Consider the following 16,230-nt stretch of genomic DNA (forward strand, 5'->3'; position numbering starts at 1 on the left):
CCAAGAGGGACAAACTCTATGAAGATACCAGAAAAACATGTTGTTGTAGAGCTAGAGGATATGAGCCTCGATCTCCTTTGCTTTCACCATGTCATGGCTGTGTTAGGGGACCGTTCTCAAGTTGGGGGACTAAACGGCTATTTAGAAGCCACACTGGAAGCCAATCCAGAGATTGCCAAATATGGTGTGTTTTTACCGCGGGGCTTAAAGGTCATTTTGCCTGAATTTGTGTTGTCTAATCCTCAAAGCATGGTGAAGCGGTTATGGGATTAATGCGTACACACCCTTTTATTGCGGTCAAGGTGGGAGACAAACCTGTTCATGAGGTTTTTTACCAGCGTCTTTTAACCGCAACTATCACGGCTCATGCCGGGAATGAAGCCGATACATTTGAAGCAGAGTTTGACGATAGTGGCAATGATTTAGAGGTTCCCTCAAGCAACAGTGCGCTACAGGTGATCTTTGGTTATGAGAACAGCATCAGTGCATTTATGGGGTGTTTTGTTGTCGAATCGGTTGTAAGTTGTGGGGGCAGTGATGGAGAGATCTTGCGCCTTTGTGGCAAAAGTGCCTCGATGCGTAAAGAGCTCAAAGAACAGGTGAGTGAGCATTTTGATCACAAAACTGTTGGTGAGATTGTGGAGACACTTGCCAAACGCCATGGCTATCAAGCAAAGGTCAGTCCTCAGTTCACTCAACAAACTTTGCCTTATGTGATTCGTACAGATCAATCGGCTGTTGATTTTTTAACCCGCCTTGCCGATCGCATGCGGGCACGTTTTTTGATCAAGGACAATAAGTTTTTATTTTTAAGCGGTGACAATTTACCAGCATTAGCAATCCATAAGCACGACTGTTCCAACTGGGAATTTACCCTAGAGCCACGTACGCAATATGGCACCATTGAAGCTTCTTATTTTGATCGCTCAAAAGGGCAGCAATGCCAAGTCAAACATCAGACAGGGTTTAGCGGTCCCGTGCGGCGTCTTCGCAGTTGTTATCCATGTCAAGAGGAAGCACGAGCTGCTGCTGCTTCCGAGTCGGACAGGTTGTGTCGTGCTGTAGGCAGTGGTTCTTTGTCTCTTGAGGGACGCCCTGAAATCATGGCGGATCAACCTCTCATCCTTCAAGGGTTTCGTGGGCAAATCAATGGACCATGGAAAGCTGCTACCGTCACACATCGTTATGAAAAACAAAGCGGATACATCACAGAAATCACACTCGAGGCACCAAACAAGGGAAAAGAAAGCAATGAGAACATTGAACATGCTAAAAACAGAAAATCCAAGAGATAATTTTGCTTCTTCTTTTCGTCAACTTCCCCATAATATTGAAGCGGAACAGGCATTGCTTGGAGCAATCCTGATTAATAATAATGCACTCGATCGCGTTTCAGACTTTCTCAAAGCAGAACATTTTTTTGAAACGCTACACCAAAAGATCTTTGAGATTGTCTTACAAATTATTCAAAAGGGTCATCTTGCAAACCCCATTACAATCAAGCCCTATATCCAAATGGAAGAAAAAGTTGGAGATATTACTGTATACCAGTATGTTGTTCGCTTAGCCACAGAGGCAGTCACTATTATTAACACTGAAGATTATGGACGCGTCATTTACGATCTTTTTATCCGCCGGTCTTTGATTAATCTTGGCAATGAAGTTGCCAATACAGCTTTTGATGCGCCTCTGGAGTTCACACCTTCCCAACAAATTGAAACGATTGAAAATCAATTATTTGAGTTAGCCGAAAAAGGAAAATATGGAGGTGGGTTTGAAAACTTTGATACAGCCATTGCAAAAGCACTTAACATGGCAAGCGCTGCAAAAAAGCGTTCCTCACAGCTTTCTGGGATAGCTACCCATATCAAAACCCTTGATGAAAAAATGGGGGGGCTACAAGCATCTGATTTAATTATCCTTGCGGGGCGCCCTGCTATGGGGAAAACCTCTCTGGCGACCAATATTGCTTTTAATATTGCCAATGCTTGTAAGCGTGATAACAGCCAAGCCAATGAAGGGGGTATTGTTGGTTTCTTCTCACTTGAGATGTCAACTGAACAGCTTGCAACTCGTATTATCTCAGAGCAAATAAAGGTTTCTTCTTCTGATATGCGCCGTGGTAATATCTCAGAAGAGCAATTTGCAAAAATTATTCACGCAATGCGTTCCTTACAAACAATCCCTCTTTATATTGATCAAACGGGGGGTGTCTCCCTTGCACAATTGGCCGCACGTGCAAGGCGTCTTAAACGACAACATGGTCTAGATGTCTTGATTATCGATTATATCCAACTCATGACAAGGGGTTCAAAGCGTTCATTAGAAAATCGCGTTCAAGAAATTACAGACATTACCACCGGATTAAAAGCACTTGCAAAAGAACTCAATATTCCCATCATTGCTCTGTCACAACTTTCGCGTCAAGTTGAAAACCGAACCGATAAACGTCCACAACTCTCCGACTTACGTGAATCTGGTTCAATCGAGCAAGATGCCGACATTGTTTTGTTCGTTTATCGTGAAGAATATTATCTCAAAAATGAAGAACCCAAAGAAGGCACCGCTGAGTATAGCAAATGGCAAGATGCAATGGAGCAAGCCAAGGGTAAAGCCGAGGTTATTATAGCAAAACAACGCCATGGTCCGACAGGAATCGTTCCCCTTGCCTTTCAACCCGACTTTACATGCTTTAGTGATTTGGAAAAATAGGAGCAGAAAAATGCGTTAAAGAGAGCTTTAAATACCCTTTGAAAAGCATTTGAAGACCCTTTGAGAACCCCTTAAAAACTCTTTGAGAAAAAATAAATTGGTACAAAACCTAGTGGCAAAATATACAAAACCTGCTGGCAAGCTACAGGCAAGCTACACCGATGACAAGCTACACTGGCTGGGGAACTTGGATTCGAACCAAGATTGACGGAGTCAGAGTCCGCTGTTCTACCATTAAACTATTCCCCAATAAGCCAATTTTACCATTTCTAGCAGATTCTATAGTGTAGGCAAGTGCAAAAAATCTTTAGATTATCGATAATAAAGAGCGATAGGGATATCATTATAATCCCAGTAGTGGCGGTCTCAATATTTTAGCATATAGCAATAAGCGAATAAAAACATATAAATAGAGCACACCGCGAACGGAGGCATCACAAACTCTTGTTGAAATATTCTCTAATAGGTATATGCCTGTCAGGCAACAGCTACTAAATCATAGAGAATTAATGAGTAATATCCCTACTTATCCTGTTACCCCAAACCTACAGTTGGTATACGTCTCAAACATAGAGTATTCTAAGGCTTTTTACAAATTCATCTTCAGGAAAGAACCTGTGTTTACCTCGCTACGCTATGTTGCATTTGCTTCTTCGGGGGATGCTCTCTTTGCTCTCTGGTCTGGGGGCGATACGCCTGAGGAAAATGCACCTCGTTTTTCAGAAATCGGCATTATGTTGCCTACTGGAGAGGACGTAGATAAGCTCTATGCGGAATGGAAAGAGGCAAACCACTGTTGAGATAAATGTTTTGAAGGAACCGTATACTGATGTATTTGGACGTACCTTCCTAATCAAAGATCCAGACGGACATATTATTCGTGTTTGTCCACTGGATTAAAAAGCTTGAGATCTGATCTTTAATTGTCTGAATTATAATACCTGAATTATAATAATTGTCTGTTTCCAAAACCTATAAGCTATGCAAGCTAAGAGGCTTACTTACGACGCGTGGCTTATCCGTTCGGTGCTGTTCCACTATATTCAGCCCCACAACCTGCCTGTTTCCACAGGCGGTCTAATTGGCTTGGACATCAGTCGGCGTTATTGCATGGCCAGCGATCAGTACTTGTAAAATCATAGAAGCTATCCCTTATCGCCTTATGTGGAGTCTTTTGTTGGAATGGGAGGAATATTTTTTACAAGGAAATTGATATCTTTATGAAGTTAAAAAGGTTTTGTACATAAAAACTAATAAAATCAATATATTAAGTGCAGTTATTTTGTATGAATCCACTTAAGAATCCCTACTTTTATGCATGTTTGAATTGATCATTTTTTATATAAAATTGCCATGGATGTATAGACTATAAAAAGCAAATCATGATGCAAATACTATAACGCATAGGTGCATTCAAATGAAATGAAAAGCGGTTATCATTCATAACGTATCATAAATTTTATGATACGTTTTTATCACAGCACAAATCACATTGTTTTAAATTTCAGTCGTTTGGAATTATCAATAACATAAATTGCATACGTTTAAGAATGGGATGTGTTTTGCTCTTTATTTGAGTGCAACCTTAAAAGGAATAATCGTTTGAAACGATCATAAGCTTATAGATTGAGTTCATAAAGATTGCATAAAAGAATTTAAAGACAAGATCGTTTTTAAAAACGCTTACTAAAAAGTTAGTAAATGATAGGCAGGCATTATATAGATACTATCATCACAATATAGAATGAAAATCACAATGTTATGTCTTATGAAATTGAAAGCCTTTTAATGATATAACGCAAGCAAGCGAGAAAAAAACGTTTTAAAAGTTACAGTTTAAAAATACGAAACCAAATGAGCTCTCTCAAAATTTGGGGGGCACCTATTGAAAAAAAGATGAGGCAGCAAAATTCAAAACCATTGTAACATCTAAGGTATGGGATTTTATTCAATTTTGAGTCAAAAGCTATAATGTTTAAAGATGGCTATTCTAAAGATAACGCCTCCAAAATTGGATTGGTTAATTTTGCCAACTCAAATTTGAGCTGGTTAATTTGCAAAGAAGTTACATTTGAGTGCAAAATGAAAAGATACTTATGAAAGCCTTATTGAGAAAACATTCATTTAAGATGCATTTTCTTTTGATTGGATTGATAAAGTTACCAAGCGTTTATAGATTCTATAATGCTAATGAATGATATCAAAATCATAGCTATCATTTACGTTTCTTTTGATAAGTTTTCATATTTCTAAATAGAGCACTTGCAATATGATACGTTTTGTATATATGAATTTATTACTCCATTGTGGATGATTCATTTGAATCTTATAATCAATATCTGAAAGCCGCGTCATATCATTTGGCTCGGCTTTCTTTTTTGAATTCTCTCTTTAGATAGGTTTATAGCTATTAGATAAGGCTTTCCCATAAACAGAGCCAGATATACGTGTATTACTATGGAAAGGATTTATTTGCGCGAGGATTACCAGACAATGTTTGCTTTGCTTGCGCAAGAGAAAAATTCTTCTCTCTCAATGATGTGTCTCAGATCCGAAAAATATTTAGCCAATTTAATATAAAAGGGGTTGCCACATCTTATACATGTGGTTCAAAGAATCCGCACCGGCTCAAGAGCTTATCATCTCAAATTGCAATTTTTAGAGGAAGAGAAAATATGCATTAAAGGGATTTTAAATAACCCTTGAAAGTTTTTGAAGATCCTTTGAAAAAAATAAATTGATGCAAAACCTGCTTTCAAATTATACAAAACCCGATGACAAGCTACAATCATTAAATACTGGCTGGGGAACTTGGATTCGAACCAAGATTGACGAAGTCAAAGTCCGCTGTTCTACCATTAAACTATTCCCCAATAAGCCAATTTTACTATCCCTAGCAGATTCTATAGTGCATGCAAGCGCAAAAAATCTTTATGATTATCGATAATAAAGAGCGATAGGGATGTCATTAATTGTTTTGATTTGAATATCGACATCATAAATGTCTTTAAGAATTTTTGGTTGCATAATTTCTTTTGGAGTCCCACAATAGGCCGCTTTCCCATTTTTCAATGCAACAATCATATCTGAGTAAGATGAGGCAAAATTAATATCGTGCATAACAATAAGAATGGTTTTTTTCAGTTCATCAGCTGTGCGGCGTAATTGCTTCATCATAGAAACCGCATGTTTCATATCCAGATTGTTTAATGGTTCATCTAAAAGAAGATAATCAGTGTCTTGGCAGATAACCATGGCTATAAAAGCGCGTTGACGCTGACCGCCAGAAAGCTCATCTAAAAAACGGTCTTGTAAATCTTGTAAGCCGAGATAGCGTAGCGCACTGTCGATAAATTGTTTATCTTCATGTGTATACCAGCCTTTTGAATAAGGATAGCGTCCGAAACTTACTAAATCGTACACGGTTAAGCGAAAAGACAAAGGATTTTCTTGACGCAGAATTGAGAGTTTTTGAGCCAAAATATCGTGGGGCATTTTATCAATATCAAAGCCGTCGATATGAATTGTCCCATTATGGTGTGGCAAAAGACGTCTTATCAGCATTAAAAGAGTTGACTTTCCCGAACCATTGGGCCCAATAAGAGAAATAATCCCCCCTTTTGGAAGATGAAGGCATAAATTATCGATAATCAATCGTGCTCCGTAAGCCTTGGAAAGATGATTGATCTCAATCATTTTAGTTTTCCCTTCATCAGTAACATTAAGAAAACAATTCCCCCACAAAACTCAATGATAAAACTTAAACGTCCTGCCATATGAAAAATTTGTTCTAAAATAAATTGTCCACCCACCAGACAAATAATAGCCAATAATATTGCAATTGGAACAACAACACTGTGTTTTGCTTGAGGAGAAAGTTCATAGGAAAGGTTGGCAACTAACAGTCCAAAAAAGGTGACGGGGCCTACCAATGCGGTGGAAATGGATACGAGAATGGAAATAAAAATAAGGACAGCTGTCGCACTTTTGTGGTAATTAACGCCAAGATTGAGGGCATTTTCACGTCCTAAAGCCAAGATATCAAGAAGATGACGGGAATGCCATCCAATCAGACTCACAATGAAGACAATGATTGTGGCAAAGCCTATTAACGGTGTATTAAATTTATTAAAATTTGCAAACATAATATCGGTTAAATTCATCATTTGGTCTGGATTTAGTTGCAATTGCATAAACATCCGTAAACTGAAAAAAAATCCGCCTAAAACAACACCGATTAAAAGCGTCAAATGAAGTCCTTTTAGGCTTCCTGAAAAGAGCCAGCGAAAAAGGCTTATTGAAAAAAGGATAAGAATGAGGGCTTCAAGAACAAGCTGTCCTTCTTCATTCAAAAAGGGCAAAGAAAGAGAGCCTACAAAATACATTAGGGCAGTCTTTATTAAAATATAAAGCTGATCAAATCCCATAATTGAAGGAGTAAGAAGACGGTTATTAACGATTGTTTGAAATAAAACCGTGGAAACGCTTATTGCATAGGCAATAAGAAGTAGAGAGGAAAGTTTTGTAAGACGAAATTTCCATGTATAAACATTGATATTCCACGTCATGTAAAGACTAATGACAGTGCATGCTATGATGATAAGTGTTGTTAGTACACATATTGTTTTTCTTCTTCTATCCAAGACGCTTTCTCCAGCGTAAAAGCAGTATCATAAAAATAAAACTACCGATTACACCCATTATGGTGCTGATGGGAATTTCAAGAGAGGGATGAATGATTCGTCCTAAAAGATCACAAATTAAGACCAATCCTGCACCGCTGATGGCCACCCAAGGAGCGGTATAGCGCATATTATCTCCCATGAAACTTGAAACAATATTTGGAATAATCAACCCAACAAAAGGAATACGGCCAATGGTACAGACAACAACAGCAGTGATTGAGGCGACAATAAAAAGACCAAAAAACATGACAACACGATAATTCAATCCAAGGTTATTGGTTAAATCTTCTCCCAAACTTGCAACCGTAAAGCGATCAGCAGTACAATAGGCCAGAATACAAAGGGGAAGGGATAGCCATAAGAGCTCATATTTTCCTTCAAGAACCATCGAAAAACTGCCAAATAAGTAAGCTTGAAGAGAAGGAAGTAACATTTCATAATCTGCAATGGCATTGGTTAAAGAGCCAATAATATAGCTTAGCATAATCCCTGTAAGGGGTACAATGAGAGCAGATTTTAGAGGAATGCGTCGCAATAAAAACATAAAAAGTAAAGTGCCTACCATGGCAAAAATTGTCGCAACGACCATTTTTCCTAAAACAGGAATATCGGGCCAAAAAATCATAATAAAAAGAATGCCAAGGGAAGCAGATTCAATGGTTCCAGTGGTTGATGGTTCGACAAAGCGATTGCGTGTTAATAGTTGCATAATCATGCCTGAAAGTGCAAGTGCTGCGCCTACTAAAAGGATTGCAATGGTACGAGGAAGACGTGTTTGCCAAAAAATAAGCCACGCATGGGGATCGGCTGCGAAAAGGTTAGAAGGTGTGACATCAGAATAACCAACAAAAATGCTGAGGATAGACAGGAAAATTAGAAGTGTTATGGTTATCCAGTAATTCTTCACGTTAAATCATTTTCTAACAAAATCTACAAAAAGCAAAGACTGCTTAATAAACAACCTCTGCTTTTAAATTTTATTTATATAGCAAGCAAGCTCTTTCGTGCGCTTATTTGCTCTTTGTAAAGGCTTCATTGATCTGCTGTGCGGTTTCAATGAGTGCCGTTAAACCGCCATTTGCACGATACCAACTCCAAGAGTCCAAATAAATAATTTGGTTTTGTTTGCTTGCTGTTGTGCGGTGAACAAGCTCATTGTTGAGCAATTGTGCTGCGGATTGTCCTTCCCGTCCAATGGCTGCATCGCGATCAATCACTAACAACCAATCAGGATTGGTTTCAAGAATGAATTCAGGAGAAATGAGTTGTCCATGTTTTTGCACGGTAAGTTTATCGGTTGCAGGGGCAATTCCAAAAGCGGAGTGAAAAATATCGAAACGTGATTTTGGTCCGAAAGCACTGATTTTTCCACCAGAGGTCATGAGTATGAGCCCGGTGCCTTTTCCTTGGGTATTTTTACGGACTTCAGCAAAAGCTTCATTGATTTTTGCAATTTCCTTTTCTGCTTCTTGTGTTTTACCAAAAATTTTTCCAAGGATAGACACATTTCGTTTTATATCTTCAAGAGAATTTTCGTTTTCTACGGTTAGATCAATTGTTGGGGCTATTTTGGATAAGTCTTTATATTTTGCTTGAGTTCTGGAGGAAATAATAATCAAATCGGGTTGAAGAGTGGCAATTTTTTCATAATCTGGCTCAAAAACGGTTCCAATTCTTTCATATTTTGCATCGTCAAATTGTTGCAGATAGGAAGGTTTTTTTCCTTCAGGAAGGCCGATAACTGCTTGGATACCAAGGCGATTCATATTATCTAGCGAGGCAAGATCAAACACAACAACCTTTTGCGGAGAAGTGGGAACAGAAGTCGTTCCTGAAACATGATCAATCGTTACATTTGTCTGGGTACTGGTATTTGCAATACTCGTATGAGTCCACAAAATCGTTGCAAAACTAATTGCAACCAGTAAAACAGAAGTCATCCATTTCATATATTTTATCATCGTGATTTTATCCTTTTATCTAATATTACAAAGGTTTGCGCACTTAAAAACTTAACTTTGGTATTTTTATGCACAAAATGAAGCGTAAATAAATAACACTATGTTGTAAAGTTGACTGACATATGTTACAAATCGTTCACTTACCTCATTTTCACTTAATTCTAGTGTTTTTGCAACATTATTTAGAAAGTTTGACATATGATCAATGTATTTAAAAAGCGTACACGTTTGTACGCACTGACAACAAGTGCTTTCTTCTTTTTACAAGGTGTAGATGTTTCTATGGGGAGTAGTTGGTTTTCACTGCCTTCAATTTCATTGCCAAATCTAAGTGGATTATCATCTCTGGTGCCATCTTTTAGAAATTCATCAAAATCTCCTGCACCTAAAGTAGTTGAATTACCTGCACCTCCTTCGCCACAAGTCGCTAGCCAAGGGGATGGTGCTGGCGCTGGTGTCCCTGGTGCTGTCCCTGGTGCTGTCCCTGGTGCTGTCCCTGGTGCTGTCCCTGGTGCTGTCCCTGGTGCGGTCCCTGGTGCTGTCCCTGGTGCTGTCCCTGGTGCGGTCCCTGGTGCTGTCCCTGGTGCTGTCCCTGGTGCGGTCCCTGGTGCTGTCCCTGGTGCTGTCCCTGGTGCGGTCCCTGGTGCTGTCCCTGGTGCTGTCCCTGGTGCGGTCCCTGGTGCTGTCCCTGGTGCTGTCCCTGGTGCGGTCCCTGGTGCTGTCCCTGGTGCTGTCCCTGGTGGTGGCGCTGCTGGACTTGGTGGCGCTGGTGTTCCTGGCGGTGTCCCTGGTGGCGTTGGCGTTGGCGGTGTTCCTGGTGGCGTTGGTGGTGTCTCCGGTACTAATACTCCTGCTTCTGGTGCAAATTCATGTTCTGATGGGAGTTTTAAGACCCTTAACTCTGTGATCTGTTCTGATGGGGGGACTCATACACTAAAGAGAAGTACTATTGGTGTGTTGAAATTTGGCGATAATGCTATGCATGCAACAGGACAGGTTACTCAGAAAGACGTGTATACCGCAGGTGATAAAGAAGTCTTGTATTTAGTTCGAGGGACAACTGTTGAGTTAGAGAAAGTGTCTATTAGGGGGAAGGCTTTTCCAGAAGGTAGTGTTATTTTGAGTTCTAATGAAAATGATGATGCTAAAAATTTCAATGGTTATCTTAATGCAAAAATGGGGGCGGGGGTATTAGCAACGCTTAATTCAAAAGTTAAGCTAGAAAATTCAAGTATTAAGGAATTTATAGTCGGGGTTGATGCACAAAACGAAGGAAGGATTCATATGAAAGGTGGGGGGATCTATTATAGTCAGATAGGAGCTTCTACTGATTTTGCGTCATTTGTTTTTCTAGATGGAGTGAATTTTTATGCAGTTGGGGTTGGGTTGAACAGTTCTGGTAGATCTGGAATTATGATGCAATCTGGATCGATTAATCTTGATAAAGGGGCGGTGGGAGTTGTAGCAGGGTATAAAGGGGTTGTAAAATTAGATGAGGTTAAGATTAATATTAAAAAGGGGATAAGCGGGCGAAATAGTGTTGATTCTGTTGATTCTACAGAATCTCCAAATCTTATTTTCTTGTCAGATGGGGGGTCTATTTCTTTTAATAAAGGAAAAGTTGAGAGTTCTGATGCAGTTGTTTTGTGGGTTACTCGTGGTATTGACGAGTTTTTAGTCGGTGCAATGGATGATCGTGCTTTCGGAGCTGGTGTTTTGGCGAGTCGTTTTGTTATTGATGCTAATGGTGATCGTAATGATAATGGTGATTCTATTTATACAAAAGATGATATGCTTGAAATGAATGCACTCTATGATGTTTATCACGTTATGGATGATGCTTCTGAAGATGTTCTCTCTACTCTAAGATGGACTGTAGGTAATAGCAATGCTTTGCAATATATGCAAAGTATTACGGGTGATAGGGAGAATAAAAATTATTTTAAGATTAAAGCTGATATTAAAGAATCAACTATTCAAATAACCGGGAAAGATTCTTATGGCATATATTTTAATACGGTATCTTCAGAAGATGAAAAAGAATCAGGTGAAGAAGTAACCGTAAGAAGTTACGACGATAATGAGAGCATGCCGATGGTTCTTTTAAAAAAAGCTACTCTTAGAATTCCAGACGGTGTAGCTATTTATGGTGGTGATTTAAATGGTGCTGTTATTTTAGGAGAGGGTAGTGTTCTTTCGGGTGATCTATTTTTAAAAGCTGAAGCTCATTCTAATCTGTTAGTGCATGCTCATAAATCTTCAATTATAGGTGAAGCTCGTGTTGATGAGAATGCAAATGCTGCACTTTATTTGTCTCATTCAGGATTGTATTTAACAAAAAGTATTCATCATAAACAATCGGAGAGAAATACAAATCATATAGATTCAAAGCTTTCGTTTGTAGATCTTTCAGATAGTAATATTGTATTTTTGCCTCCAAGAAGTGAAGATGAAGGTTATCAAACACTGCAAATTGGAAATAGACGAGATGAAAGCACTCTAGGTAGGGGTTTCCGTGCTCAGGGAGATGCTAGGCTTTATGTTAATGTGAATTTTGTTTCTGATAATTTAGATAATGTTAAGCTTGTTTCTGATAAGCTTTTGATTCATGGTGATGTTTCTGGAACAACGAAGGTGTATGTAAATGATACTTCTGTCATCACCACTTTAAATAGCCAATTAGAAAATGGAGCGAAAGTTCAGCGTCAAGGTGTACAAAATCAAGATCGACGGGAGGAAAATAGAAAAAAACCTGCCTCTCTTCAAATTATTCAAGTTTATGGAGAAGCAGAAGAAGATTCTTTTAAACTTGCTAATGAATATGTTACATTGCAGGGATCACCTTATCAATATGTTCTTAGGGCTTCTGGTCCAATGCAATATAGTGCTTCTGGTCCAATAAGATATTCCAGTAGACCAAGAAAACCTGAAAATAGACCTGAGGTAGTGTGGACTTTCAGCTTAGAAAGTAAATTAGAAAATGGTGAGAGGCGGCAAAGTATAGCTCATGGACCTCGTAATCGTATTAGTCCTAAGACACCTTTTGTGCGACCTGTTGTTTTTGATGTTTCGTCATCTGAAGATGCAGGCACTGTGTCTGGGGTAAATAGTTCTTCAGGATTAGATTCTTCATTAGTACCTGATCAAGTTACTGCTTCTGTTTTGCCAGGGAATCCTGAAACACTTGGGAGATCTGATGTAGAAGAGGCTGATGTATCTGTTGGAAATCCTGTTACAACTTTTGAATCAGAAGGACATACTCCATCTGCTTCACTAAGAGTTTTGACAACTGAGGAGACTGTTGATGGAAGTGAAGATACTTCTCTTATTGCTTCTCCTAATGGAACAGATAGTCAGAATGAAGTAGAAAATGCTACAGTGACCCACAGTGATACTGATACAGTTGATGTGAATAGTGATATTACAGAGGTTGGATTAATTCCGTCTCAGGCTGTTATATCTTCTGCTCCTCAATCTTTTACGCCGGAGAGTTCTGGACTTGGAAGGTCTGACACAGGCGATTCTGATGTGGAGTTAGGTCTTTTGGCTGGAATTTCGTCAGTCGCTGGAACTGAAGAAGGTACTTCATCTTCTACGTTAGATGTTCTTCCTGCTGAGCCTTCTGCTCCTCAGTCTTCTTTGTTAGGAAGTTCAGAGACTATAGAACCTACTACTTCTGGAAAAACTGGAAAGCCTAAGGCTTCTTCTTCCTTAGTTAATTCTACTGCGTCTAAGCAAGAGAAGCCTGCATCTAAGGAGATGGGAGATAAACCTGTAGGGCGTGTTCTACTTTCTACTGGCGGAGCCAATACACTTAGATCTGAATCGCAAAACCCTGGGGTTGTATATACTGTTACATCAACCAATGGTATAAAGCAGGAAGGTGGTTCTTCTCAATGTAGTGGAGATATGGGGAAAAATGGTGCGGAGAGATTGCAAGTTGCTTATTCTTGTGCCGATGGAAAATTACACACGATAACAGGACAAACACTGAAGGCGCGTGGTGATACTCAGCATTCTATGCATGCAAAGAGTAATACAGTTGTTAAGTTAGAAACTGCCACTATTGTTGGAGCAGAATCTGATAAAGGAAGTAATTTTGGTGTTACGCCATCAAAGTTTGTGAGTGCTGTGCTTGCAGAAGAAAAAGCAGAGATTGTTTTGGATAAAAACTCAACAATTCAATCTTCTGTAATTGGGCTTGAAGCTAAAAGTGGCGGAAAAGTTAAGATGATTGGTGGAACAGTAGATGCGCTTTATGTGGGTGCTTTGGCAGGTTCTGGATCGTCTGTTAACTTAAAGGATACAAAAATTAACGTGACGGGGAATTTTGCTTCAGCTGGTCTGGTGAGTCAGGCTGGTGAGGTAACCATGGACACTGGAAAGATTGCTATTGAAAGAGGAGTGGCAGTAAGGTCGGAATCTGGAGGCAGCGTTAAGTTAGACAAAGTTAGCATTACTGCGAAAAAAGCGCAGAATAAGTTAGATTCAGCAGAGAATTTAGAGCGTGCAGCTTTTCTGGTGAGTGATAATGCTTCTGTTGATTTTAAGAACGGAAATGTTGTTACTGATGCCCATGCTGTGTGGGTTATGAAAAGTGGTGATGCTGTTGAGACGGGTTCTTCTAGGAGAAGGAGATCCTCTGACGTTCGTCCTACTATGAATCACGTAAATATCGAGTCTTCTACTGTTAAAGTGGAAGGTGACGGAGTCTACGGTATATATTTTGATGGGGGAACACAGAAGGAAGCGAGTCAACAAAATCGAAGTCAGGATTTAACAACTGAGAAAACAAATGTTGTTAAGCGGAGTACTGTGTCCAAACAGGAAAAAACGCCTATAGGCATAACAGGGACAGTTTCGTTGAAAAAAACTGATTTTGAAGTTGCAAATGGTATAGCTATCTATGGTAATAATTCTGGTGGTCGTGTTTCATTAGAAAATAAAACAACTCTTGCTGGTGACTTGTTATTAAAAGCTGAGAATGATTCGAACATATCGGTTTCAGTTGATAATTCTATTGTTACAGGCGGTGTTCGCGTTGATAAAAATTCTTATGCAAAATTAGACTTGGTTAATAATTCACAGTGGATTCTAAAAAGAAGTGCACAGAGGAATTTGGGGACTCTAGATTCAGGATGTGCGGATTCATGCATTTCTTCTGTAAGTCTTGTAAATAGTGCTATTGATTTTGTACCTTCGGAATCTGAAGGAAAATATCAGACTCTCCATATTGGAAATGGGAAAGGAACTGTTTATGCGGCACAGGGTAATGCTGTAATTCATCTCAATGCACGTTTAAATCCTCGTGATCCGAGTGATCAGCAAGTCACTGATCGGCTTGTCATTTATGGTGATGTTTCTGGAAAAACAAAAATACATGTACGAGGTGATGCGGGCAATGTAGGAGATGGTAAAGCGAATGCCAAGATTGCTCATACTGTTTCAATTATTCAGGTCTATGGTCAAGCGAAGAAAGACTCTTTCCAACTCGATGGCAATTATGTTGCACTGAGAAACTCACCTTACAAATACACCCTTCGTGCTTATGCTCCAGAAGCGACTTCGAAACAGGAGCATGTTCAGCAGAAATTTGTTAAGGATGGTGGAGAATTTTGGAATTTCCGTTTAGAAAATCAGTATGTTAAGTCTGTTGGATCTGCTGCCCTTCCTGAACAATTTGTAAGGTCTGTTGTTCCACAGGTTCCAACTTATCTCAGCTTGCCTAATAGTGTATTCCACGCTGGTTTAATGGATATTAGCAATCAAAATAAGCAATTGGAGACGTTGCGGATGACTTCTACAGGAATGGTAGAGGTTCGTGAAAATCCCGCTTTATACTTGCGCGGCTATGGTGGAAATTACCGTTATGCTTCAGATCTGTCCGCACTTGAATATGGTTACGGAGGTGATCTTAGTTATAATGGTGTAGAGGCAGGTGTTTTGCTGCAAACTATTGAAAATGCTGACAGTGCTATATCCTTTGGCGTTATGGGAACTTATGGAAAACTTTCTCTGCAGCCTGTGAATGTTGAGTACAGTCAGAAGAGTGCATTTGATAAATGGACTGCTACGGTATATGGTAGCATGCAGCATAATGTTGGCTTCTATGTCGACGGTCTTTTATCCTATGGTCTGTTCAAAGGTGATGTTCTCACCCTTGCACGGGGTAAAACAGCAACATTAAAAGGTAATCCTTTGAGTGTTTCTTTAGCTGGTGGTCAGACAATTATGACAGGATATAAGGGCTTTGTCTTTGATCCGCAGGTTCAGGTTGTGTATCAACATCTCCAGTTTAATAAAGCCCGTGATATCGACAATTTTGATATTGAAATGGGTAACCTTAATCAGTGGGTAGCGCGTGTTGGTGGACGCTTAACCAAGATTCCTACAGGTTCTGAAGGCGTGAATGCTATTGCTTTCTATGGTAAGCTTTATCTTGCTCATGGTTTTGAAGGAAAACAGTTTGTGCATTTCAATGATGCTTTCAAGTTAGGAGCTTTTGGTTCTTCTCTAGAGGCTGGATTAGGTTTTAATGCCAAATTGTTGCCACAGTTCTCTCTGCATGCTGATATTCTCTATCAACATAAGCTTAATAAGGCTGGTTTTTCGGGAACAAGTTTTTCCGGAGGAATACGTTACCAGTTTTAATATAAGGTACACTATGTACCTTTTTAGAAAAGGCAGCACATTGTGCTGCCTTTTTTCTTTGTAACAACTTGTGTTGTCTTTAAAAGATTTTCGTCTTCTTGATTGAGCAAAAAAAACATAGTTTGTTTTGTGTATGAGAGCACTTTTCTCCGCTAAAGCGAATTTTCTTAAAATTTATGCTGCTACTGATGCGATAGAGTGCTTCGCTTTTATCGGCTTTT

10 protein-coding genes, 2 tRNA genes and 1 pseudogene are annotated in these 16,230 nt (G+C 39.3%); 7 read left to right on the forward strand and 6 right to left on the reverse strand.

Annotated features, from left to right (window positions below; genetic code table 11):
• Positions 1-18 precede the first annotated feature (18 nt).
• From ACFIMM_RS04495 to ACFIMM_RS04505, 3 genes are read left to right on the forward strand one after another with little or no spacing between them, the layout of a single operon-like run.
• The gene (locus ACFIMM_RS04495) at positions 19-273 is read left to right on the forward strand and encodes a tail protein X (RefSeq protein ID WP_375610995.1); all 255 of its coding nucleotides are present in this window, start codon (positions 19-21) and stop codon (positions 271-273) included.
• The gene (locus tag ACFIMM_RS04500; RefSeq protein WP_375692641.1) at positions 273-1,295 is read left to right on the forward strand and encodes a phage late control D family protein; all 1,023 of its coding nucleotides are present in this window, start codon (positions 273-275) and stop codon (positions 1,293-1,295) included. Before ACFIMM_RS04495 ends, ACFIMM_RS04500 begins: the two co-directional genes overlap by 1 nt.
• On the forward strand, positions 1,252-2,712 hold the full coding sequence (locus ACFIMM_RS04505; protein ID WP_375692637.1) for a replicative DNA helicase: 1,461 nt from the start codon (positions 1,252-1,254) through the stop codon (positions 2,710-2,712). The genes ACFIMM_RS04500 and ACFIMM_RS04505 overlap by 44 nt, the downstream gene beginning before the upstream one ends.
• Before the next feature lie 175 nt (positions 2,713-2,887).
• Here the strand turns inward: ACFIMM_RS04505 and ACFIMM_RS04510 are convergent.
• A tRNA-Gln gene (locus tag ACFIMM_RS04510) sits at positions 2,888-2,961 on the reverse strand.
• A gap of 368 nt (positions 2,962-3,329) precedes the next feature.
• Between ACFIMM_RS04510 and ACFIMM_RS04515 the strand changes: the two genes are divergently transcribed.
• From ACFIMM_RS04515 to ACFIMM_RS04525, 3 genes and pseudogenes are all read left to right on the forward strand, one after another.
• Positions 3,330-3,512 (forward strand): hypothetical protein, encoded by a 183-nt coding sequence (locus ACFIMM_RS04515; protein ID WP_375647596.1) that lies wholly within the window; start codon positions 3,330-3,332, stop codon positions 3,510-3,512.
• A gap of 281 nt (positions 3,513-3,793) precedes the next feature.
• On the forward strand, positions 3,794-3,925 hold the full coding sequence (locus ACFIMM_RS04520) for a hypothetical protein (RefSeq protein ID WP_375612406.1): 132 nt from the start codon (positions 3,794-3,796) through the stop codon (positions 3,923-3,925).
• A gap of 1,243 nt (positions 3,926-5,168) precedes the next feature.
• Positions 5,169-5,374, forward strand: a pseudogene (locus tag ACFIMM_RS04525) (DNA adenine methylase); the annotation flags it as partial.
• 137 nt (positions 5,375-5,511) lie between these two features.
• Here the strand turns inward: ACFIMM_RS04525 and ACFIMM_RS04530 are convergent.
• From ACFIMM_RS04530 to ACFIMM_RS04550, 5 genes are all read right to left on the reverse strand, one after another.
• Positions 5,512-5,585: transfer RNA gene (locus ACFIMM_RS04530), tRNA-Gln, on the reverse strand.
• Between the two features lie 64 nt (positions 5,586-5,649).
• Positions 5,650-6,408, reverse strand: a complete 759-nt coding sequence (locus ACFIMM_RS04535) for an ABC transporter ATP-binding protein (RefSeq protein ID WP_375613672.1) — start codon at positions 6,406-6,408, stop codon at positions 5,650-5,652.
• Positions 6,405-7,280, reverse strand: coding sequence for an iron chelate uptake ABC transporter family permease subunit (locus tag ACFIMM_RS04540; protein ID WP_375638712.1), 876 nt, complete (start codon positions 7,278-7,280; stop codon positions 6,405-6,407). Before ACFIMM_RS04540 ends, ACFIMM_RS04535 begins: the two co-directional genes overlap by 4 nt.
• A gap of 67 nt (positions 7,281-7,347) precedes the next feature.
• Entirely contained in the window at positions 7,348-8,304 is a 957-nt protein-coding gene (locus tag ACFIMM_RS04545; RefSeq protein WP_375613670.1) for an ABC transporter permease, read from the reverse strand.
• Between the two features lie 103 nt (positions 8,305-8,407).
• Entirely contained in the window at positions 8,408-9,358 is a 951-nt protein-coding gene (locus tag ACFIMM_RS04550) for a siderophore ABC transporter substrate-binding protein (RefSeq protein WP_375613669.1), read from the reverse strand.
• A gap of 198 nt (positions 9,359-9,556) precedes the next feature.
• Between ACFIMM_RS04550 and ACFIMM_RS04555 the strand changes: the two genes are divergently transcribed.
• Positions 9,557-16,009: an autotransporter outer membrane beta-barrel domain-containing protein gene (locus tag ACFIMM_RS04555; protein ID WP_375692638.1), complete on the forward strand. Its 6,453-nt coding sequence runs from the start codon at positions 9,557-9,559 to the stop codon at positions 16,007-16,009.
• The last annotated feature ends 221 nt before the right edge of the window (positions 16,010-16,230 follow it).

The organism is Bartonella sp. AP258QHHD (genome assembly GCF_042196145.1).
In the GTDB taxonomy this organism is placed as follows: domain Bacteria; phylum Pseudomonadota; class Alphaproteobacteria; order Rhizobiales; family Rhizobiaceae; genus Bartonella.